Source organism: Thalassobacter sp. HA4-2 (assembly GCF_055693705.1).
Genome location: NZ_JBVFUK010000001.1, coordinates 2,890,687 through 2,910,795 on the forward strand (window position 1 = coordinate 2,890,687; position 20,109 = coordinate 2,910,795).

Genomic DNA, 20,109 nt, shown 5'->3' on the forward strand with positions numbered 1-20,109 from the left:
CATCCCGCCTCTGACCCGGCAAGTCAAACCCCGGGGACCGGATTTCCCGTTTTTGGACTTAATGGCGCATCTGGCGTGGCCCTATTGGTCGCGCAGGAACCGGCGCAGCACTTTTTCCAGTTTGGCCGCACCCAAAGGGGCCATGGCCTTGGTGTGTTCATGGCTGATGTTTTCATCCGACAGACCAGCGGCCTTGTTCGTGATGGTCGAGATCGCAGCCACCCGCAGGCCGAGGAAGCGCGCAAGGATCACCTCGGGCACGGTGGACATGCCAACCGCGTCAGCGCCCAGTGTCCGGATCGCGCGGATTTCGGCAGGTGTCTCGAAAGACGGGCCGGAGTACCACGCATAAACCCCCTCGGGCAAAGGGACGTCCTCGGCGGCGGCCGCAGCGCGCAGACCGGCCCGTATCGCTGGACAATGGGCATCTGTCATGGGCACGAACCGCGCATCTGTTGGTTCCCCGATCAGGGGGTTCAGACCGCTGAAATTGATGTGATCGGACAACAGCATCAGGTCGCCCGGGTCAATGTCAGGGTGCATGGATCCGGCAGCGTTGGTGGCGATCAACGCCTCTGCGCCCAGTTCCTTCAACACCTCCAGGGGCAGGCGCATGGCATCGCCCCGCCCGCTTTCGTAGTAATGCGCACGCCCACCGAACACGGCGACCCGCTGCCCCTCCAGCGTGCCGATCACAAGGTTCGGGTTGTGCCCGGACACGCCTGCATGGGGAAAGCCGGGCAGGTCCGTGTATGGGATCGCCACACCGTCCACCGCGTCGGCCAAATGGCCCAACCCGGACCCAAGGATCATCCCGTAGCGGACCGGCGCATTGCCTGCACGGGCACGGATCAGGTCTGCAAGCTCAGCGCTCTTTGACATAGGGTTCGCCCCCTGCGCGGGGTGGGATGGCCTTACCGACGAAGCCCGCAAGGATCACAACGGTCAAGATGTAGGGTAGCGCCTGCATGAATTGCGAAGGCACTGCGATGCCGAGCAATTCGATGGACTGAAAGCGATTGCCCAACGCCTCTAGAAGGCCGAACAACAGACACGCGTAGAGGGCGTACCAAGGCCGCCACTTGGCAAAGATCAACGCCGCCAGCGCGATGAAGCCCCGGCCCGCAGACATGTCCTTGACGAAGCCTGCCGCCAAGCCCGTGGCCAAGTAGGCCCCGGCGATGCCACACAGCACGCCACAGATCATCACCGCCCAAAACCGCAATGCGACCACGCTGATGCCGGCCGTGTCCACTGCCGCCGGGTTTTCGCCCACGGCGCGCAGGCGCAGGCCGAACCGGGTGCGGAACAAAACCCACCACGTCAGCGGCACGATGGCCAGCGCGACGTAGACAAGCGCTGTGTGGCCTGAAATCAGCTCCCCATAGATGGGGCCAAAGACGGGCACGCCGGATAAAGCCTCTGCAAAAGGCAGTTCCACCGGTTGGAACCGCGCGGCCCCTTCCAGCGGCGGGGTGCGTCCCCCCAGGCTAAACCACGTTTGTCCGATCACCACCGTAACCCCTGCGGCAAGAAAGTTGATCGCAACCCCCGAGATCAGCTGGTTTCCGCGAAAAGTGATCGACGCGATCCCGTGTACCAATGACAAGACTACGGACGCCGTGATGCCCATGATCAGACCAACCCAAGCGGACCCGGTGGTAAAGCTGAACGCGGCGGCAAAGAAGGCGGCAATCAGCATCTTGCCCTCCAGCCCGATGTCGAAGATGCCCGCCCGTTCGGAATACAAGCCCGCGAGGCAGGCCAACAAAAGCGGCGTGGCAAGACGCACCGTGCTGTCGAGAATTTGCAGGATGTCGATCAGGCCCATATCACGCGGCCCCCTTGTTCATACGGATAAACGCGCGTTCGATGGGCGCGCGGACCATGTTGTCCAGCGCGCCGGTGAACAGGATCACAAGGGCTTGGATCACAAGGATCATTTCCCGGGTGATGGCGGGGCGTTCAAACTCCAACTCTGCCCCGCCTTGGTACAGCAGGCCGAACAGGAGCGCCGCGAGGAAAACGCCCACCGGGTGGGACCGCCCCATCAGCGCCACGGCGATGCCGACAAAGCCCGCGCCCTGCACCGGGTCCAGAACCAACCTCTCAGCCTCGCCCATCACAGCGTTGATGGCCATCATGCCGGACAAGCCGCCGGAAATCAGCATGGCGATCATGATGATCTTGAAAGGCGAGATCCCGGCGTAAATCGCAGCCGACTCCGACTGACCAAAAGCGCGGATCTCGTACCCCAGACGCGTGCGCCAGATCAGAACCCAGACCGCGACACACGCAAGTAAGGCCACGACGAACGACACGTTCAAAGGCGTAGACCGAGGAAAGCCAAGCCCCGGGAACATGGCAGCCGCGTTGGGCAGCTTGGCCATATCACCGAACTTGGCGGTTTCAGGCGACATCGATCCCGGAACCTTGAGGGTGTTCACCAATAGGTAAACCAACAACGCCGAGGCGATGAAGTTGAACATGATCGTCGTGATCACGATGTGACTGCCGCGTTTGGCTTGCAGATACGCCGGTATCGCGGCCCACGCCGCCCCGAACACCATGGCCCCCATCATCGCCGCGATCAGCGCGATAGACCAGTGGGGCCAAGGAAATGACAGCAACACCAGCGCGACACCAAGGCCACCCAGCCCCGCCTGCCCCTCGCCACCGATGTTGAACAGACGCGCGTGAAAGGCCACTGACACGGCCAGACCGGTAAAGATGAAGTTCGTCGCGTAGTACAGCGTATAGCCCCAACCATAGGCGGACCCGACGGCGCCCTTGATCAGGATGCCCATCGCCTCGAACGGGTTTTCCCCGATGTACCAAACGACCAGCCCGGACACGAACAACGCCAACCCAAGGTTGATCAGCGGGATCAGCAGGATATCGACCCATTTGGGCATCACGCAGCCCCCCAAGTTCCGTCTCGACCACACCGGCCATCAACAGGCCAAGTTCACGTTCATTGGTTTGATCGGGCAGACGTTCGCCCATGATTTGCCCGTCGAACATCACGGCGATGCGGTCGGAAAGGGCCATGATCTCGTCCAGCTCGACACTGACCAGCAGCACCGCTTTGCCCGCGTCGCGCAGGGCGATGATCTGTTCATGAATGAATTCGATCGCCCCGATGTCGACCCCGCGCGTGGGTTGGCCGATCAACAGCAGGTCGGGGTTCCGTTCAATCTCGCGGGCCACGACGATCTTTTGCTGGTTGCCGCCGCTAAAGCTTTTGGCGGGCAAGGCGGGGTTCGGCGGACGCACATCGAACTTGGCCATCTTCTCGGCGGTGTCTTTCTTTAGCGCCGCGTTGTCCATCAGAAAGCCCCGGTTGTACTTGGCATCGTGGTGGTAGCCAAAGCCAGTATTCTCCCAAGCGTGGAAATCCATGATCAATCCCTCGCGCTGACGATCCTCCGGCACATGGGCGATGCCGCGCGCACGACGGGACCGGCCATCGCTTTCCCGCCCCGACAGATCAATCGTCTGCCCGTTCAGGCGCACGATCCCATCGGCGGTGGTGTAGCCGCCAAGGACCTCCAGCAACTCTGACTGACCGTTGCCCGCGACCCCGGCGATCCCCAGCACCTCACCGGCGCGGATCGACAGACTGACACCTTTCAAACGTTCGACATTCTGGGCGTCGCGCACGCGCAGGTTCTCGACCTCCAGCACAGTTTCCTTCGGGGCAGCCAGTTTCTTGTCCACGCGCAACAGCACCTTGCGCCCCACCATCAGCTCCGCCAATTGTTCGGGCGAGGTCTCGGCCGTCTTCACGGTGGCCGTCATTTCGCCCCGGCGCATCACGCTGACGCTGTCGGTGATGTCCATAATCTCGCGCAGTTTGTGGGTGATCAGGATGATCGTCTTGCCCTGATCGCGCAGGCCCTTGAGAATGCGGAAAAGGTGGTCCGCCTCCGCCGGGGTCAGCACGCCCGTGGGTTCATCGAGGATCAGGATATCCGCCTCGCGGTACAGCGCCTTCAGGATCTCGACACGCTGCTGGTGGCCGACGCTTAGATCTTCGACCACGGCGTCCGGATCAACGTTCAGCTCGTATTCCTCAGCCAATTGCTTCAACAGCTTGCGCGCCTTACCGAGGGAGGGTTTCAACAACCGCCCGTCCTCGGCCCCAAGGATCACGTTTTCGAGGACCGTAAAATTCTCAACCAGTTTGAAGTGCTGGAACACCATGCCGATGCCCGCGGCAATCGCAGCCTGACTGTCGGGGATCGTCGTTGGTTTTCCACCGATGAAGATCTCGCCCGCGTCGGCCTTGTAAAAACCATAAAGGATGCTCATCAGCGTGGACTTGCCCGCGCCGTTTTCACCGATGATCCCATGGATCGTACCCTTGGCCACCTGAATAGAGATGTCCTTGTTCGCCTGCACGGGGCCAAACGCCTTGGATATCCCTTTGAGTTCAATCGCGAGGGGTTGGATCATCGACATCTCCGCATAGAAAACGGGCCCCGGACGATCCCGGGACCCGCCAAGTCAGATCAGAACGTCAGCGCAGGGCAGCTATCGTCCGAAGTATAATCGTGCACCATCAACTCGCCCGCTGCGATCTGCGCGGAGGCAGCCTCGACGGCCATGCGCATTTCGTCGGATACCAGCGATGCGTTGTGCTCATCCATCGCAAAGCCGACGCCTTCGTTGGCCACAGACATCGCCACGATACCGGTTTCCATGTCCGCACCGTCGGAAAAGGCGTTGTAAACCGCGTTGTCCACGCGCTTCAACATCGAGGTCAGAACTTGGCCGGAATGCAGGAAGTTCTGGTTGCTGTCCACACCGATGGACAGGATGCCCTCGTCTGCGGCGGTTTGCAGAACACCAATGCCGGTGCCGCCCGCGGCAGCAAATACAACGTCAGACCCTTGGGAAATCTGCGCTTTGGTCAACTCGCCACCACGCACGGGGTCGTTCCAGGCGGACGGCGTCGTCCCGGTCATGCTCGCGATGACTTCGATGTCGGGGTTTGCGGCCTTGGCCCCTTGGGCATAGCCACAGGCGAATTTACGGATCAGGGGCACGTCCATGCCGCCGATGAAGGACACCGTCCCGGTTTTGGAGGCTTTGGCCGCCATCATGCCAACCAGGTAGGATCCTTCGTGTTCCGCAAAGACAACGGACCGCACGTTTGGCGCGTCAACGACCATGTCAACGATCACGAACTTGGTGTCGGGATAGTCGGGGGCAACTTCACCCAAAGCGGTCGCGTTGGCAAAGCCCAGAACCACGACAGGGTTCGCGCCACGCTCTGCCATGCGGCGCATGGTCTGCTCACGCTGCGCCTCGTTGGCCAGCTCGGTTTCAAGATAGGTGCCACCGGTTTCGGCAACCCAACGCTGTGCACCATTGTAGGCGCTTTCGTTAAAGGATTTGTCGAACTTGCCGCCAAGGTCGATGATCAGCCCAGGCTCTGCCAGACCGGCACCTGCGGACAATGCGGCCGCGGCGGACGCAGCCATAAGTTTCTTCATCAGGCTCATAGAATAACTCCCCAGTTGATGCCGGGGGTTTCTAGCCCCCGTGCGAGCGTGCGGCAAATAGGCCGCAGGCGGTGGGAAAGGTCAACCGGAGTCTTTCGGATCAGCGCGCAGACGCGGGGTCATGTCCCACGATTTTGCGCAAAGTCAGGGCGTCTGTGCCTGCATAGTAACCGGGGCGCGCACCGACCTGATTGTACCCGGCCCGCGCATAGAGGGCACGGGCGGTGTGGTTATCCGCAGCGACCTCCAGAAAGATCGCTTGCGCGCCCTCTTTTTCCATAGCGGCCTCAAGGCGCGCAAGGGTCGCTGCACCCAGGCCTTGGCCGCGACAAGGCGGGGCAACGGCGATGGTCAGCACCTCGCCCTCTCCGGCGATCACGCGCCCGACCGCCAAGGCCGTTTGATCCGCGATCACCACGCTGAGCGGATCGTCGAGGTAGCCTGCGAACTCATCAGCAGTCCAGGGGCGCGGAATGGTGAAGCTGGCCGCATGAAGACGCGCAAGGGCCGCCGGGGTCATGGCAGCAAAACAGGCGGCGCATCTCGGGCCGGGGCCGCATCCGCCGCACGCAGGTACAGCGGCGCGGGGCGCGAGTTTTGTTGGCCCATGCGCAGGGCGGCATGTCGCGCAATCGCCTCTGGCAGCGGCAAGGGCGGGGTCTGGAGGTTCACACCGGACAGTGGATCATAGCTGTACACGGGCATGTTGCTGTCCAGCGCCGATCGTTCAACCAAGACAGGCTCAGTATCTGGCGTTTGCAGGTACACCCGCTCTCGCGGGGCGGCGACGGCACTAGCGACATCCCCGGACGCGCCAAATACAGCAGCGTCCAAAGTGCTGACCCCGATGGCTGGGATGCCCAGGGACACCGCCAACCCGCGTGCTGCAGAGACCGATAGGCGAATACCGGTGAAGTTGCCCGGACCAACACCAACGCCAATCGCCGACACATCAGACCAGCCGTGCCGACCCTCGTCCAAGACCTCTTCCAGCAGGGGGAACAACCGCTCTGCCTGTCCGCGGGCCAAGGCCTCTGTCCGGCTGGCCAAAACCTCGCCCCCGCAAAGCAAAGCGGCCGCGCAATGCGCGGCCGATGTGTCGAATGCCAAGATCACTGGATCAGACGGCAACAGGGCGCACCTCTGTCACCTCGGGGATGTAGTGACGCAGCAGGTTCTCGATCCCCATCTTCAACGTCAGGGTCGAAGACGGGCAGCCCGCGCAGGCCCCCTTCATGTGCAGGTACACAACGCCACGGTCGAAACCGTGGAATGTGATATCGCCACCATCCTGAGCCACCGCAGGGCGCACACGGGTGTCCAGCAACTCTTTGATCTGTCCCACGACTTGGGCGTCTTCCCCGTGGTCGTGATCTGTGTGCCCGGCCTCTGCCTCACCTTCCATGACAGGCGCGCCGGATTGATAATGCTCCATGATCGCGCCAAGGATGGCGGGCTTGATATGGTCCCACTCCGTCGCTTCGGCTTTGGTCACTGTGACAAAATCGTTGCCAAAGAACACGCCGGCCACACCGTCCACACCGAACAACCGGGTGGCGAGAGGCGATTTTTCCGCCGCTTCGGCCGTTGGAAAATCGGCTGTGCCCATGTCAAGGACCGCTTGGCCGGGCAAGAATTTCAGCGTCGCGGGGTTCGGGGTCGATTCCGTCTGAATAAACATCGGCAGCCTTTCGTGTCTGTTGGCACAGTATATGCGTATCGGACCCGCAAGGGTCAAGGATTAGAAAGGTTCTAAACTGTCAGCATATGCTTTCCAACTGCTCTTTGGTCAGGCTACCGGGGACAATGGTGATCGGCACAGGTAAACTGCCCGCGTTTCGGGACATATGGGTGACCAGCGGACCGGGCCCTCGTTTGTCGTTGTCCGCGCCCAGTACCAGAACGCCGACCTCTTCATCTTCCCTGACCTGAGCGAGAATCTCGTCCACAGGCTCGCCCTCTCGGATCACCAGTTCGGGGTCAACACCCTGCTTGTCCCGCATCCACTTGGCGAAGACGTCAAAATGCGCCTCGATCCGTTCGCGCGCCTCTTGACGCATGATGTCGCTGACACCGATCCAATGATTGAACTCTTCAGGCGGTATGACGGCCAGAACCTCGACACCACCGCCCGAGCGCGCCGCGCGCATCGCGGCGAACCGCATGGCGTTCAGACATTCACGGCTGTCATCCAGAACAACAAGAAACTTACGCATGATCGCTCCCCTTCGGCATGTGATCATCGCCCAAGGGTGCACATCTGTCTAGCGTTCGTTTGCACCCTCAGACAGTGCCCAATCCCAATACATTTCGCGCGCGCGGCGGGTCACGGGACCGACCTGATACTGGCGGTCTTCAAAGGCGGTCACGGGGGTGATCTTGGTCATGTTGCCGGTCAGAAAGACCTCATCTGCCGCGCGAAAATCGTCGAAGGTCAGGACAGTCTCGTGCACCCGTACCCCATCCTTGCGCAGGTGATCCATATGACGCCCCCGCGTGATGCCGGACAAAAAGGTTCCATTGGGCACGGGCGTAAAGACCTCACCATCGCGCACCATAAAAACATTGGCCGTCGCCGTTTCTGCCACGTTCCCCATGGCATCTGCCACAAGGGCGTTGCCAAACCCCTTTGCGTTGGCCTCGCCCAGCATCCTTGCGTTGTTCGGATAGAGGCAGCCTGCCTTAGCGTTACAGACCGAATCCTCCATCACCGGGCGACGGAACCGCGTGGTGGTCAGCGTGGTTGTGGTATCTTGCTGGGCCATGGGGATTTCTTCGAGGCAGATCGCAAAACCGGTGGCCCCCACCTTGGGCAACACGCCAAGCGGCCCGCCGTCCAACGCCCAATACATTGGCCGAATGTAGACGGCGGCATCGGGAGCGTAGGTGGACAACCCTTCATGCACCATGGCGACCATATCCTCGCGGGTGACGGTCGGTGTGATCATCAGCGCCTCGGCAGAATGGTTCACCCGGGTACAATGCGCCAGCAAGTCGGGCACCACCCCTTCGAACCGGCGCGCGCCGTCAAACACGCTGGACCCCAGCCACATGCCATGGTCAGCCGCCCGCATAATGGGGACGTCGCCGTCATGCCACGTGCCCTCGAAATAGGTTCGGATGTTGGTGCCGGTTGCCACGCGCGTTCTCCCCTTGGTTGATGGGAAGAGTAGGGCGCGTGGTCGGGACGGTAAAGGGTCAGCGGACGACGTGCACCGCACATTTCGCATGGCGCACAACGCGCGCAGCGGTCGAGCCAAGCAGGTAATCCTGCACCGACGGACAGTGCGAAGCGACGACGATCAGGTCGGATTGACGCGCCTCGGCCTCGGAGAGGATAGCACGACCGGCGTGCCCTTCGACAACCTCAAGCAGGATGTCATCGGCACCCCCTGTTTTCTCGGCCAAACCTGCAAGAATATCCCTGCGCGTGTTTTCAAGGTGGTCCGCAGGCAGGTATTCCGTGGCGTAGGAGGGCAAGTGTTCGACCACATGGATCGCGGTAATCTTGCCGCCGTCAGCCTTCAGCGCGCGTGCGATCTCAAGGGCGCCTGCGCTGTCACGTTCGTGGTCAAAGGCGAGAGGGACGAGGATATTTTTGTACATGGTCTGTTGTCCTTAGATGGGTCGGGGGGACAAAAGCACGGGGTTGGCGGCGGCGTCTTTGACCTGCATCATGCCGCCACATTAAGTAGGAGATTTTTGGTGCAAAATCCCAATCCAGTTCGCCCCTTTGATGCAGAGGCGAAACGCATGACGTATGACATTCTGGCGGTTGCGCGCAGCGCGGCCCTCGGGGTTCTGGACCCTGACACCGGGATGCCCGTGGTCAGTCGCATCGGCTTTGTCCACATCGCGGATATTGGATTGCTCAGCCTGATGTCCGACCTGTCTTCGCACACACGCGCCTTGCGCGCTGACCCCCGGTGTTCCGTCCTGATCGGAGAGCCGGGTGAAAAGGGCGACCCCCTGACCCATCCCCGCCTCACCGTCCAAGCGACGGCAGGCGTGATGGACAAAAGCACCCTGCGCGATGTGTTTTTGGAACATATGCCCAAGGCAACGCTTTACTTCGATTTCACAGATTTTCACTTGTTCCGCTTTGTCCCAACCGGCGGCTTTCTAAACGGTGGTTTTGGCAAAGCGTTCGATTTGACAGCCGAAGACCTATCCGCGCTCTAGGCGTCTTGGCGCACAATATCCGAGACCAACACTCCCTTGGCCACGGGTCCAAGGATCGCCTGCGCCTCTGCCAGCAACGCCATGCGCAATGCGTCCATCTTGGCAGCTGACGTAAAAACGCCGTCGAAACCGCCCAGATTTGCGTGGCGAAACAGGACAGTGTTGAACCCATCGCGCAGTTTCGGTTCGCGTTCAAACACAATGGACTGTTCCCCGTCCGCCACCTCTATGCTCAGGCTCAGAACAACCAACCCCTTGATCTGTGCCTCACTGACCAGTGGAATGACGAACTGATTGTTGAGACGCGCGAAGGATGTTTCGCCGTCCGGATCCACTTCCGGTTCCGCCACGGTTTCCGGTGGCGCATCTGGATCAGCAGGTTCCGGCGCAGGTCGCAAGAACAGACCCGCGCCCGCCCCGCCGCCAATGCCAAGAACGACGACGAGGATTGGAAGAATAAGTGCCTTCATCCCACCCCCTAGAACGGTAGTATGATGTCAGCAATTTGCTGACCATAGCGGGGCTGCTGCACATCCGTGATCTGCCCACGTCCACCGTAAGAAATACGGGCCGAGGCGATCTTGTCGTAGGTAATCTCGTTCTGACGCGAGATATCTTCGGGACGAACAAAGCCCGTCACCAGCAACTCGCGCACCTCGAAATTCACGCGCACCTCTTGGCTGCCTTGGATGCGGGCAACGCCGTTTGGCAGGGTCTCGACCACCGTGGCCGCCACACGCAACGTCAGGCGTTCATTGCGGCGTACCGATCCGTCCCCACCCGACGCGCTGTTGGAGTTCACGGACACCGCATTGGCCAAAGACGCGCCTTCGGGCAGCCGGGCATCCACGCTTTGCGGCACACCGAAGAAGTCAGGCACGCCCATGGACTCGGAGCCGGACCGGGACCGTTCCGAACTGTTGGACATCTCGGCGCGGTCATTGATCTCGATCACCACTGTCAGGATATCCCCCCGCTGACTGGCACGCCGGTCGCCCAGCAAAGACTGCCGCCCGCCTGACCAAAGCGACGCCGTGTGCACGGGCGCGTCGCCTTCCAAGGTCACAGGCAGGCCTTCGGTGATCATTGCGTGATGCTCGTAGCCCCCGGTGATCGGGCTGAACTCGGGCGCTTTGCCAACTTCTTCCAACCGCGCACAGCCGGCAGCGATAAGGCAGGTCACAACAATCAAAGGGCGTTTCATAGGGGTTCCAATCATTGAACGTGGACAGAACCATCGGGCGCAACCACGCCCGAAACGGTGGTGCGCGACGACAGGTTCATGACGCGCACCATTTGACCCACCGCAGCCTCGCCCAAGGCGCGCCCCTCGGTGTGGATGCGCAAGGCGCGGGTTTTGTAGACAAGCGGGACGATCTGGTTACGCGCGATCACCCGCGCAGGGCCCACATCGCGCGGGCGAATGGGGCGGTTGGCATAGAGGTTCACCCGCGCCTCCATCCCTATGAGCGCATCCAAGTCCGTGGCCGCGCCGGGTAAGGGCAGGGTGCTAAGGGTCAGGTCCGACGCGGTCAGAATAGTTCCACTGCGAATGTTGGCGGCGGCAAGGACACTTTCGGCGGCGGCGGGCACCGCAAGGAAAAGGGATATGGCGGCAACACGGATCATCGGTCAGCGGATCTGCGTCGTGGCGCTGAGCATCTGGTCAGCGGCGGTGATGATCTTGGCGTTCAACTCGTACCCGCGCTGCGCCTCGATCAGGTCCGTTACCTCGCGCACAGCGTCGACGGAACTGGACTCGAGATACCCCTGCCGGAAAGACCCCAAGCCGTTGTCGCCGGGATTACCGACCGTAGGCGGACCAGAGGCGCCGGTTTCAAGGTAAAGGTTCGATCCCATCGCCTCCAAGCCCTTTTCGTTGGAAAAGCCCGCGAGGGTCAGCTGGCCAATCAACTCCGGTTCGACCTGATCCACGAAGTAGGCATAGACCTCGCCGTCGGGGTTAATCGCGATCGAGCGTGTGTCATTCGGGATCGTGATATCGGGCACCACAGGATGGCCGTCGGACGTCACGATCTGCCCCTCGGCGGATCGCTTTAGCGCACCGTCCCGTGTGTATGCCGCGGCACCCGAGGGCAGCGTCACTTCGAGGTAGCCCTTCCCCTCGATCGCCAGGTCGAGGTCGCCGCCGGTATTGGCCAACGCCCCTTGTTGCACATTCATCGTCACCGCCGTTGCCCGCACCCCCAGCCCGATCTGGACACCGGCGGGCACCATCGTGCCATCGGACGCCGTGATGCTGCCAGCACGCGTGGCTTGTTGGTAATGCAGGTCCGCGAACTCTGCCCGGCGGGCATTGTAGGCGGTGGTGTTCATATTGGCGAGGTTGTTGGAAATCACCTCGACCCGGGTTTGCTGTGCCGCCATTCCGGTGGCCGCGATCTTGAGTGCGCGCATCGGTTTCTCCTGACTTAGCGGCCTATCAGCCGCAGGATGGATTGGGTGCGTTCGTGCTCTTTTTCCATGAAAGAATGGCCCGCCTGATAGGCGTGCTGCACCTCGATCATGCGGGCAATCTCGCGCACGGCGTTGACGTTGCTGTCCTCAAGAAAGCCCTGCAGCATGCGCGGATTTTCCATGGGCTGCACACCGCCCGTGGGGATAAAGCTGACGCCGTCTGTGCGGGCCAGATCCTCCGGATCGTTGGGTATGACCAAACCGACCTGCGCCACCGGTTCGCCATCGGCGCTGACTGTGCCGTCGGACCCGATGTAGATGGACTGTGCATCGGGTGGAATGAACACCGGCGCGCCCCCCGCATCCAAAACCGGGTGACCGTCGAAGGTGACCAAGTCCCCTTCGGCATTCGGCGTGAAGGCTCCGGCACGGGTCAGGGCGACGCCTTCGGGGGTTTGGACCTGAAAGAAGCCGTCGCCTTCAATTGCCAGGTCGAATGTGCCGCCGGTCTGCGACAGCGCCCCTTGAATGGACCGGGTCACATGGGTGTCCCCAAGCGCCATCGACACAGACGGCGTGTCCGGTCCAGTCGCCTTCACATATTCCGAAAAGATCATGCCTTCCGCCCGAAAGCCCGTGGTCGAAGCGTTCGCCACGTTGTGCGCGACCATCTGCATTTCTTTCATCAGGCCGGCTTGGCGGGTGAGGGCGGGGTAAATGCCTTGGCTCATCAGATACCCTCGATCAGTGGCAAAAGGGTGGACGAAAAGTAGTCGGTCAGCGTGTAGGTCATGAAGTTCATGGACGCCCAAAACACCACGAGGATCGCCGCCAGCTTGGGCACAAAGGTCAGGGTCATTTCCTGAATCGACGTCAATGCCTGCACCAAGCCGATGGCCACCCCGACAACCAAGGCCGCCAGTAGGATCGGCGTGGACATCAACAGGGATACCCAAAGGCCCTGACGCAATGTGTCATAGAAGATCACACCGTCCATCAGACCGGCATCCTCAGGATTTCCTGATAGGCCTCGACCACGCGATCCCGGACTGTCACGGCGGTTTCGACCGCCAATGACGTCTCTGCCAAAGCTGTCACCAAGGCGTGCGGGTCGGCCCCGCTGGTGACGGCCGCATGGGCCGTCGTCTCGCCCTTTTGGACGGTTTGCGCAAATTCCTGCGCCAGCGCCTTGAAGTCCGGGGCGGCATCGTCGGGCACCTTGGGTTGCGTCGCAGGCCGGGCCGCGCCATAGGCGGCCTGGGCCATCGAGGATCGTACGTCCATATCTCAGCCTCCTTCTAGCGGCTGCGGATGATGTCCATCAGTTTCGACGACATCTCCCGCGTTTGTTCGAACATTTTTACGTTCGCCTCATAGGATCGCTGCGCTTCGCGCGCGTCCGCGAGTTCAATCATCAGGTTCACGTTGGATCCCTGATAATGCCCCGTGTCATCGGCCAACGGGTGGCCGGGATCATAGATTTCAGGCAATTCGGTGCGGTCCAGCTGTACGGGGCCGACCTCGACCGTACCGGTTGCACGCCCTGCCTCGACCATCTCGGAAAACGACACTGTTTTGCGCCGATAACCCGGAGTGTCCGCATTTGCGATGTTCTCGGACACATGTTGCAACCTTTGGGACTGGCTGCGCATCCCGCTTGCAAGCGCGTCGAGGGCCTGTGAAAATCCGCTCATACCGAAACCTCCTTACCTGCGCCCGACTGCGGTGCGCAGCAAATCAAGCGAGTTCTGATAGACCGTCACGGCGCGTGAATGGGCGCGCTCCGCCTCTACCGAGCGCAGGATCTCCCGATCAAGGCTGACAGTGTTGCCATTGGGATCCGCGGGCGTGTCCACTTCGGTCACCTGCCAATTGGTGCCCCCGCCGGAAAACGAAACATGGTGCGGGTGTGTCTTGCGGGCCTGCAGCGTCCCCTCGACCTGCGCCTGAAACGCCGTCACATCACGGGCCTTGAACCCGGGCGTATCGGCGTTCGCCACATTCTGCGCTGTCAGGGATTGGCGATGCGCGGCGTGGCGCGCCATGTCCCCTGCAATCCTCATCAGGCCAATATTGTCGAACACCGGGGCTACTCCTCCGTTGGTTTCAACGAAGGCTTAAGGATGATTCCTTTAAAAAGCGTAACGAACAAAAAGGAAACGCATTCATGCAGACCGAAGTCCTACGCTCTCTGACGGCTCAAGTGCGGCGTATGCAGCCGATCAAACCCGTTGGTTTCATTGCACAAATCCTGCCCAGCACCATCGAAGCGAGGGGTCTTTCCCACGTCGCGCGCATGGGGGACGAAGTGCAAATCGGTCTGATCGGGCGCGGCGAAATCAGCCGAGTCGCACAGGATGTCGTTACCATTTTACCTTATGCGCGCAGCGAGGGTCTGGCGCTGGACACGCCTGTGACGCTGCTTGGGCCGCCGAAACTTGCGCCACATAACAGTTGGATTGGCCGCGTGCTGGACCCATTTGGCGCACCGCTGGATCACGAGGGCCTGTTGCAGGGGGATGCAGAGCACCCGCTGGACCGCCCTGCCCCACCCGCCCACGGCAGGGCCATGATGGGCGCGCGGATGCAAACATGCGTAGCGGTCTTGGACACATTCCTGCCCATCGCCCAAGGGCAACGCATGGGGCTGTTCGCGGGATCCGGCGTGGGGAAATCCACGCTGCTGGGGCGCTTGGCCAAGGATACGCCCGCCGATGTCTGTGTGATTGCATTGATCGGGGAACGGGGCCGGGAGTTGCAAGAGTTTCTGACCCGCGCCTTGGGTCCCGACGGGTTGGCGCGGTCCGTCGTTGTTGCGGCTACCTCTGACATGGCGCCCAGCCTGCGCCGCCGCGCGGCCTTTACCGCCATGACCATCGCCGAGCATTTCCGGGACCAAGGGGCCAATGTCCTGTTTCTCGCCGACAGCATAACCCGCTTTGCCGAGGCCTACCGCGAGGTTGCCGTGGCGGCGGGCGAAGAGGCGAACATGCGCGGCTTTCCCCCCAGTATGACCCACGCGCTGGCGGCCTTGTGCGAACGGGCCGGGCCGGGGCCGCGCGGCGGTGGGTCCATCACCGCGATCCTGTCCGTTCTGGTCGCCGGATCGGACATGGAGGAGCCGGTGGCGGACATCCTGCGCGGGTTGATCGACGGGCACATCGTGATGGACCGCGAGATTGCAGAACGTGGACGCTACCCGGCCATCGACGTGCTGCGGTCCGTGTCCCGCGCCTTGCCCGAGGCTGCGAGCGATGCCGAAAATGCGAGCCTGACCAAGGCGCGCAGGTTGATGGGGGCCTATGACAAGGCAGAAATGATGATCCAATCGGGCCTATATGAGCGCGGCAGCGACCCGACATTGGACGCAGCCCTGCGCGTGGTGCCCAGGCTGGAGGAATTCTTTGGCAATGCCGATACCCGCACCATCGAGGAAAACTTCGCCATCCTGGAGGCGCTTTTGGCCTAGCTGGCGTAGTCGGACCCCTCCTGGTCAAGAATCAGGCGCAACTCGGCCAAGTGGCGCGCGTCTTGATCGGGGTAGTTTTCCAATTCTTGCGCGGTTTTCTCGGCGATTTCGTCGGACAGCACGTTCAGGGGCTGCCCGGTTTGCAGAGCGCGGATGTAGGTCTCGGCGGCGCGTTCGAAATAGTACAGGCGGTTGAAGGTCTCGGCCACGGTGTCCCCTATGATCATCACACCGTGGTTGCCCATGATCATGACCTTTTTCTTCGGATCATCAAACAGCTGCGCGCAACGCGCCCCTCCTCCTCGAAGGCCAGCCCGCCGTAGGACGTATCCACCACGTAGCGATTGAAAAACGTGGCGCAGTTTTGGTCGATGGGTGGCAATTCGGGGTTGTGCAATGTGGCCAGGACAGTCGCATGGATGGAGTGCACATGCATCGCACAGCGCGCGTGGGGACAGAGCCGGTGCAGCCCGCCGTGCAGCCCCCAAGCCGTGGGGTCGGGGGCGTTCGGGCCTGACAGTGTGTCGGGGTCATTGGCATCCACCACGATCAGGTCCGAGGCCTTGATCCGTGCAAAGTGCATCTGGTTCGGGTTCATCAAAAACTGCGTGCCATCCTCATTGATCGCAAAGCTGAAGTGGTTGGCGACCCCCTCATGCATGTTCAGCCGGGCGGTCCAACGAAAGGCCGCAGCCAGATCGGCCCGCGCGTCCCAATGGTCAAGGTTTTGCATCATCGTCTCCTAAACGGTCCAATCGGCCATGGTCAGGGATACGCCCCTTCAACTTCCCCGCGATCGTTGACCCATGGTTGCGTGCGACAAAGCGGCGTGTCAACGTGGGTCATGCAAGCCAAAGACCTGACCCCTTGGGCCGATAGCGCCCCTGAATTGATCGCCGTTGCCGCAGGACGCGCGCCTGCCGACTGCGTGATCCAAAACGCACGCGTGGTACTGGTTCAAACCCGCGAGGTGCTGGACTGGCATATCGCGATCCATGCGGGCCGCTTCGCCTATGTCGGACCGGACGCCAGCCACTGCATCGGTGATACAACTCGGATGATTGACGCCGCCGGACGCTATGCCATTCCCGGCCTTTGCGACGCGCATATGCACATCGAAAGCGGTATGCTGACGCCTGCCGAATTCGCCGCCGCTGTGATCCCCCATGGCACCACCAGCATGTTCACGGACCCCCACGAAATCGCCAACGTACTCGGCCTGCCCGGCGTGCGCCTGATGCATGACGAGGCGCTGATGCAACCGATCAGCATATTCACCCAGATGCCGTCCTGCGCGCCCTCCGCGCCGGGGCTGGAAACCACCGGCCACGAGATCACGCCCGAGGATGTGGCAGAGGCCATGTCCTGGCCCGGGATCATCGGGTTGGGCGAGATGATGAACTTCCCCGGCGTAGTAAATGCCGACCCCAAGATGTTGGCCGAAATGGCCGCCACGGCGCGTGTGGGCAAAACGATCGGGGGCCACTACGCCAGCCCGGATCTTGGCCCCGCCTTCCACGCCTATGCGGCGGGCGGTCCAGCAGACGATCACGAAGGCACCTGCGAGGCCGATGCTATCGCCCGCGTGCGTCAGGGCATGCGATCCATGATGCGCCTTGGATCCGCGTGGTACGATGTGGAAACGCAGATCACCGCGATCACCGAAAAAGGCTTGGACCCGCGCGGCTTCATTCTGTGCACGGACGATTGCCATTCGGGCACGCTGGTCCATGACGGGCACATGAACCGGGTCGTGCGTCACGCCATTGCCTGCGGGTGTGACCCACTGGTCGCGCTGCAAATGGCGACGATCAACACCGCGACCCACTTCGGGTTAGAACGCGAGTTGGGCTCGATTGCGCCGGGGCGGCGGGCAGATGTGATCCTGACGTCTGACCTAGAGGCCTTACCGATCGAAACCGTGATCGCACTGGGTCATGTGGTGGCCGAGGCGGGAACCTTGATCACGGATTGCCCCCACCTCGACTGGCCAGACGCGGCGCGCAACACGGTTCACGTGGGCAAAACGCTCGGGGGTGCGGATTTCGAGATTCTCGCGCCCCAAGCCGCCGACAAAGCCAAGGTGCGGGTCATCGGCGTTGTCGAAAACCAGGCCCCGACCCAAGCACTGACGGCCACCCTGCCCGTCCGCGACGGATTGATCCAGCCCGACGGCGACGTGGCGCAAATCGCGCTGGTGGAACGGCATCGCGGCACAGGCGGGGTGACGAATGCCTTTGTGTCGGGCTTTGGATACGCGGTCCCCATGGCGATGGCCTCGACCGTGGCCCACGACAGCCACCACATGATCGTTGTGGGCACGGACCGCGCGCTGATGGCACAGGCTGCGAACCGGCTGGCCGAGGTCGGCGGCGGCGTCACATTCTGGACCGACAAGGGGGAGCAAGCGTTGGTCGAACTGCCCATCGCGGGCCTGATGTCCGACAGCCCGGCACAAGAGGTTGCGGCCAAGGCCGAACTGTTGGGCGCCGCGATGGCTGCGGCTGGCTGCACCCTGAACAACGCCTATATGCAACACAGCCTGCTGGCCCTTGTGGTGATCCCGGATCTGCGGATCAGTGACCTTGGGCTGGTGGATGTCACCACATTCGAACTGACGGACCTGATCCTTGATGAATAACCCCCCTAACCGACTGTGCACCCCGGACCCTTCTGGCGGCGGGTCATTCACAGACAGCGCCGCTGCCGTAGCAGAACTGGAACGGCTTTACGCAACGTCCACCAGCTATCTGAGGGAGCGGTTTGCCGAGACCCTACAGGGCGGCCAACCGGACTGCCGCTTTCGCGCCTATTACCCCGAGGTACGTCTTGTCACCCGCAGCTTTGGCCACGCAGACAATCGCTTGTCCTTTGGCCATGTGTCGGAACCCGGCATTTACGCCGCCACCATCACCCGACCCGATCTGTTCCGCAACTACCTGACGCAACAGCTGTCCCTGCTGATGGAAAACCACGATGTGGCGGTTGACATCGGTTGGTCCGCGACGCCGATCCCCGTGCACTTTGCCGTGATGAACGACGCGGATTTGGCCGTGCCCCAAGATGGCGTTCTGCCGTTCCTGATGCGAGACGTGTTTGACGTGCCAGACCTTGGCACCACGAACGACGATATCGTGAACGGGGTCGGCTTTCGGTACGAGGACGGTGCCAAACCCCTCAGCCCATTTACCGCGCAGCGCGTGGATTACTCGCTGGCCCGTCTGGCCCACTATACCGCCACCCAGCCAGAACATTTCCAGAACCACGTCCTGTTCACCAACTATCAGTTCTACATGGACGAGTTTCTGGCCTACGGACGCAAAGCTCTGGCCGATCCGGACAGCGGCTACGTCAGCCTTGTCGGCCCCGGCAACGTAGAGATCACGGACCCCGACGCCCCCCTGCCCGAACCCGCCAAGATGCCGCAAATGCCGACCTATCACCTGACCCGCAAGAACGGTGGCGGGATCACCTTGGTGAACATCGGTGTCGGGCCGTCCAATGCGAAAACCGCGACAGATCACATCGCCGTCCTGCGGCCCCACGCATGGCTGATGGTGGGGCACTGCGCGGGGCTGCGCAACTCCCAGTCTTTGGGCGACTTTGTCCTTGCCCACGCTTACTTGCGCGAAGACAACGTGCTGAACGATGACCTGCCCGTCTGGGTGCCCATCCCCGCACTGGCCGAGGTGCAGGTGGCACTGGAGGAGGCGGTTGCCAGCGTGACCGAGCTTAAGGGCTATGACCTGAAGAAGATCATGCGCACCGGCACTGTGGCCACGATTGATAACCGCAACTGGGAACTGCGCGAGACCAGTGGCCCGGTGCAGCGCCTGTCGCAATCCCGTGCCGTCGCGCTGGACATGGAATCCGCGACCATCGCCGCCAACGGTTTTCGCTTTAGGGTGCCCTATGGGACGCTGTTGTGTGTCAGTGACAAACCCTTGCATGGAGAGCTGAAGCTGCCCGGCATGGCCAGTGCGTTCTACAAAACGCAAGTCAGCCGACACTTGCTGATCGGGATCCGCGCCATGGAGGCGCTGCGCGAAATGCCCCTGGAACGCCTGCACAGTCGAAAACTGCGCAGTTTCGAGGAAACAGCCTTTCTTTAAGCCTATGGAATTTGCGTTAGTGCCCCACAAAGTGTTGTAGCATTGCGCATATCCGGTCTATCGTCACGCTAATGTGTGGTGCGCCACGCGCCGAATACATCTTTGAGGAGCAAAATCATGGCAGTGAAACCAATGACCAAAACGCAGCTTGTCGCTGCGCTGGCCGAACGTATGGATACAGACAAGAAGGGCGCAGGCGCGGCCCTTGATGCGATCTGCGGCTTGATCACGGACGAAGTCGCAAAGGGTGGCGCAGTAACCTTGCCCGGCATCGGCAAAATCGCCTGCCGCGAACGGCCCGAGCGTATGGTCCGCAACCCGGCCACGGGCGAGCAATTCAAGAAAGAAGCCGACAAGGTTGTCAAAATGACAATTGCAAAGGCTTTGAAAGACAGCGTGAACAGCTAAGACAGCTTAA

At 61.6% G+C, this 20,109-nt stretch carries 24 protein-coding genes and 2 pseudogenes; 5 read left to right on the forward strand and 21 right to left on the reverse strand.

What is annotated here, in order from left to right; all coding sequences use genetic code 11:
- Positions 1–81: 81 nt before the first annotated feature.
- From ACZ1G0_RS14695 to ACZ1G0_RS14745, 11 genes and pseudogenes are all read right to left on the reverse strand, one after another.
- On the reverse strand, positions 82–882 hold the full coding sequence (locus ACZ1G0_RS14695; RefSeq protein ID WP_472737621.1) for a purine-nucleoside phosphorylase: 801 nt from the start codon (positions 880–882) through the stop codon (positions 82–84).
- Positions 866–1,831, reverse strand: a complete 966-nt coding sequence (locus tag ACZ1G0_RS14700; RefSeq protein ID WP_472737622.1) for an ABC transporter permease — start codon at positions 1,829–1,831, stop codon at positions 866–868. Before ACZ1G0_RS14700 ends, ACZ1G0_RS14695 begins: the two co-directional genes overlap by 17 nt.
- A 1-nt stretch (position 1,832) precedes the next feature.
- Positions 1,833–2,915 carry an ABC transporter permease gene (locus ACZ1G0_RS14705; RefSeq protein WP_472737623.1) on the reverse strand — a complete coding sequence of 361 codons (1,083 nt, stop codon included), beginning with the start codon at positions 2,913–2,915 and terminating at the stop codon, positions 1,833–1,835.
- A gap of 16 nt (positions 2,916–2,931) precedes the next feature.
- Positions 2,932–4,458, reverse strand: a pseudogene (locus tag ACZ1G0_RS14710) (ABC transporter ATP-binding protein); the annotation flags it as partial.
- Positions 4,459–4,514: 56 nt separating this feature from the next.
- On the reverse strand, positions 4,515–5,510 hold the full coding sequence (locus ACZ1G0_RS14715; protein WP_472737624.1) for a BMP family lipoprotein: 996 nt from the start codon (positions 5,508–5,510) through the stop codon (positions 4,515–4,517).
- Between the two features lie 100 nt (positions 5,511–5,610).
- Positions 5,611–6,030 (reverse strand): GNAT family N-acetyltransferase, encoded by a 420-nt coding sequence (locus ACZ1G0_RS14720; RefSeq protein ID WP_472737625.1) that lies wholly within the window; start codon positions 6,028–6,030, stop codon positions 5,611–5,613.
- Entirely contained in the window at positions 6,027–6,641 is a 615-nt protein-coding gene (tsaB, locus tag ACZ1G0_RS14725) for a tRNA (adenosine(37)-N6)-threonylcarbamoyltransferase complex dimerization subunit type 1 TsaB (protein WP_472737626.1), read from the reverse strand. The genes ACZ1G0_RS14720 and tsaB overlap by 4 nt, the downstream gene beginning before the upstream one ends.
- Positions 6,631–7,191, reverse strand: coding sequence for a NifU family protein (locus tag ACZ1G0_RS14730; RefSeq protein WP_472737627.1), 561 nt, complete (start codon positions 7,189–7,191; stop codon positions 6,631–6,633). The genes tsaB and ACZ1G0_RS14730 overlap by 11 nt, the downstream gene beginning before the upstream one ends.
- A gap of 79 nt (positions 7,192–7,270) precedes the next feature.
- A complete protein-coding gene (locus ACZ1G0_RS14735) occupies positions 7,271–7,726 on the reverse strand; it encodes a universal stress protein (RefSeq protein WP_472737628.1) in 456 nt (151 codons plus the stop codon).
- A gap of 48 nt (positions 7,727–7,774) precedes the next feature.
- The gene (locus ACZ1G0_RS14740) at positions 7,775–8,650 is read right to left on the reverse strand and encodes a branched-chain amino acid aminotransferase (protein ID WP_472737629.1); all 876 of its coding nucleotides are present in this window, start codon (positions 8,648–8,650) and stop codon (positions 7,775–7,777) included.
- A 58-nt stretch (positions 8,651–8,708) separates the two neighbouring features.
- Positions 8,709–9,116 (reverse strand): universal stress protein, encoded by a 408-nt coding sequence (locus tag ACZ1G0_RS14745; protein ID WP_472737630.1) that lies wholly within the window; start codon positions 9,114–9,116, stop codon positions 8,709–8,711.
- Between the two features lie 147 nt (positions 9,117–9,263).
- Here ACZ1G0_RS14745 and ACZ1G0_RS14750 point away from each other — a divergent pair, with 147 nt between their 5' ends.
- Positions 9,264–9,692 carry a pyridoxamine 5-phosphate oxidase gene (locus ACZ1G0_RS14750; protein WP_472737631.1) on the forward strand — a complete coding sequence of 143 codons (429 nt, stop codon included), beginning with the start codon at positions 9,264–9,266 and terminating at the stop codon, positions 9,690–9,692.
- Here the strand turns inward: ACZ1G0_RS14750 and ACZ1G0_RS14755 are convergent.
- Genes ACZ1G0_RS14755 through ACZ1G0_RS14795 form a run of 9 tightly spaced genes read right to left on the reverse strand, consistent with a single transcriptional unit; the run spans position 9,689 to position 14,194 of the window.
- Entirely contained in the window at positions 9,689–10,162 is a 474-nt protein-coding gene (locus ACZ1G0_RS14755) for a flagellar basal body-associated FliL family protein (protein ID WP_472737632.1), read from the reverse strand. The two genes, ACZ1G0_RS14750 and ACZ1G0_RS14755, sit on opposite strands and share 4 nt — an antisense overlap.
- Positions 10,163–10,170: 8 nt before the next feature.
- Positions 10,171–10,896, reverse strand: a complete 726-nt coding sequence (gene flgH, locus ACZ1G0_RS14760; RefSeq protein WP_472737633.1) for a flagellar basal body L-ring protein FlgH — start codon at positions 10,894–10,896, stop codon at positions 10,171–10,173.
- 11 nt (positions 10,897–10,907) lie between these two features.
- Positions 10,908–11,321, reverse strand: coding sequence for a flagellar basal body P-ring formation chaperone FlgA (flgA, locus tag ACZ1G0_RS14765; RefSeq protein ID WP_472737634.1), 414 nt, complete (start codon positions 11,319–11,321; stop codon positions 10,908–10,910).
- A 3-nt stretch (positions 11,322–11,324) separates the two neighbouring features.
- Positions 11,325–12,110, reverse strand: a complete 786-nt coding sequence (gene flgG / locus ACZ1G0_RS14770) for a flagellar basal-body rod protein FlgG (protein ID WP_472737635.1) — start codon at positions 12,108–12,110, stop codon at positions 11,325–11,327.
- Between the two features lie 14 nt (positions 12,111–12,124).
- Positions 12,125–12,841: a flagellar hook-basal body complex protein gene (locus tag ACZ1G0_RS14775; RefSeq protein WP_472737636.1), complete on the reverse strand. Its 717-nt coding sequence runs from the start codon at positions 12,839–12,841 to the stop codon at positions 12,125–12,127.
- Positions 12,841–13,107, reverse strand: a complete 267-nt coding sequence (locus ACZ1G0_RS14780) for a flagellar biosynthetic protein FliQ (RefSeq protein ID WP_472737637.1) — start codon at positions 13,105–13,107, stop codon at positions 12,841–12,843. The genes ACZ1G0_RS14775 and ACZ1G0_RS14780 overlap by 1 nt, the downstream gene beginning before the upstream one ends.
- Entirely contained in the window at positions 13,107–13,394 is a 288-nt protein-coding gene (fliE, locus tag ACZ1G0_RS14785) for a flagellar hook-basal body complex protein FliE (protein ID WP_472737638.1), read from the reverse strand. Before fliE ends, ACZ1G0_RS14780 begins: the two co-directional genes overlap by 1 nt.
- A gap of 14 nt (positions 13,395–13,408) precedes the next feature.
- Entirely contained in the window at positions 13,409–13,804 is a 396-nt protein-coding gene (gene flgC, locus ACZ1G0_RS14790) for a flagellar basal body rod protein FlgC (RefSeq protein ID WP_472737639.1), read from the reverse strand.
- Positions 13,805–13,816: 12 nt separating this feature from the next.
- Positions 13,817–14,194: a FlgB family protein gene (locus tag ACZ1G0_RS14795; protein WP_472737640.1), complete on the reverse strand. Its 378-nt coding sequence runs from the start codon at positions 14,192–14,194 to the stop codon at positions 13,817–13,819.
- Positions 14,195–14,277: 83 nt separating this feature from the next.
- On the opposite strand from ACZ1G0_RS14795, the gene ACZ1G0_RS14800 reads away from it, so the two are divergent.
- Entirely contained in the window at positions 14,278–15,579 is a 1,302-nt protein-coding gene (locus tag ACZ1G0_RS14800; RefSeq protein WP_472737641.1) for a FliI/YscN family ATPase, read from the forward strand.
- Here the strand turns inward: ACZ1G0_RS14800 and ACZ1G0_RS14805 are convergent.
- Positions 15,576–16,315 (reverse strand): annotated as a pseudogene (locus ACZ1G0_RS14805) (class II aldolase and adducin N-terminal domain-containing protein). The gene ACZ1G0_RS14800 and the pseudogene ACZ1G0_RS14805 overlap by 4 nt on opposite strands.
- A gap of 108 nt (positions 16,316–16,423) precedes the next feature.
- On the opposite strand from ACZ1G0_RS14805, the gene ACZ1G0_RS14810 reads away from it, so the two are divergent.
- The 3 genes from ACZ1G0_RS14810 to ACZ1G0_RS14820 all read left to right on the forward strand — a co-directional run bounded on the left by ACZ1G0_RS14810 (position 16,424) and on the right by ACZ1G0_RS14820 (position 20,099).
- Positions 16,424–18,220, forward strand: coding sequence for an adenine deaminase (locus ACZ1G0_RS14810; protein ID WP_472737642.1), 1,797 nt, complete (start codon positions 16,424–16,426; stop codon positions 18,218–18,220).
- Positions 18,213–19,691: an AMP nucleosidase gene (locus tag ACZ1G0_RS14815; protein WP_472737643.1), complete on the forward strand. Its 1,479-nt coding sequence runs from the start codon at positions 18,213–18,215 to the stop codon at positions 19,689–19,691. Before ACZ1G0_RS14810 ends, ACZ1G0_RS14815 begins: the two co-directional genes overlap by 8 nt.
- Before the next feature lie 117 nt (positions 19,692–19,808).
- The gene (locus tag ACZ1G0_RS14820; protein ID WP_472737644.1) at positions 19,809–20,099 is read left to right on the forward strand and encodes an HU family DNA-binding protein; all 291 of its coding nucleotides are present in this window, start codon (positions 19,809–19,811) and stop codon (positions 20,097–20,099) included.
- The last annotated feature ends 10 nt before the right edge of the window (positions 20,100–20,109 follow it).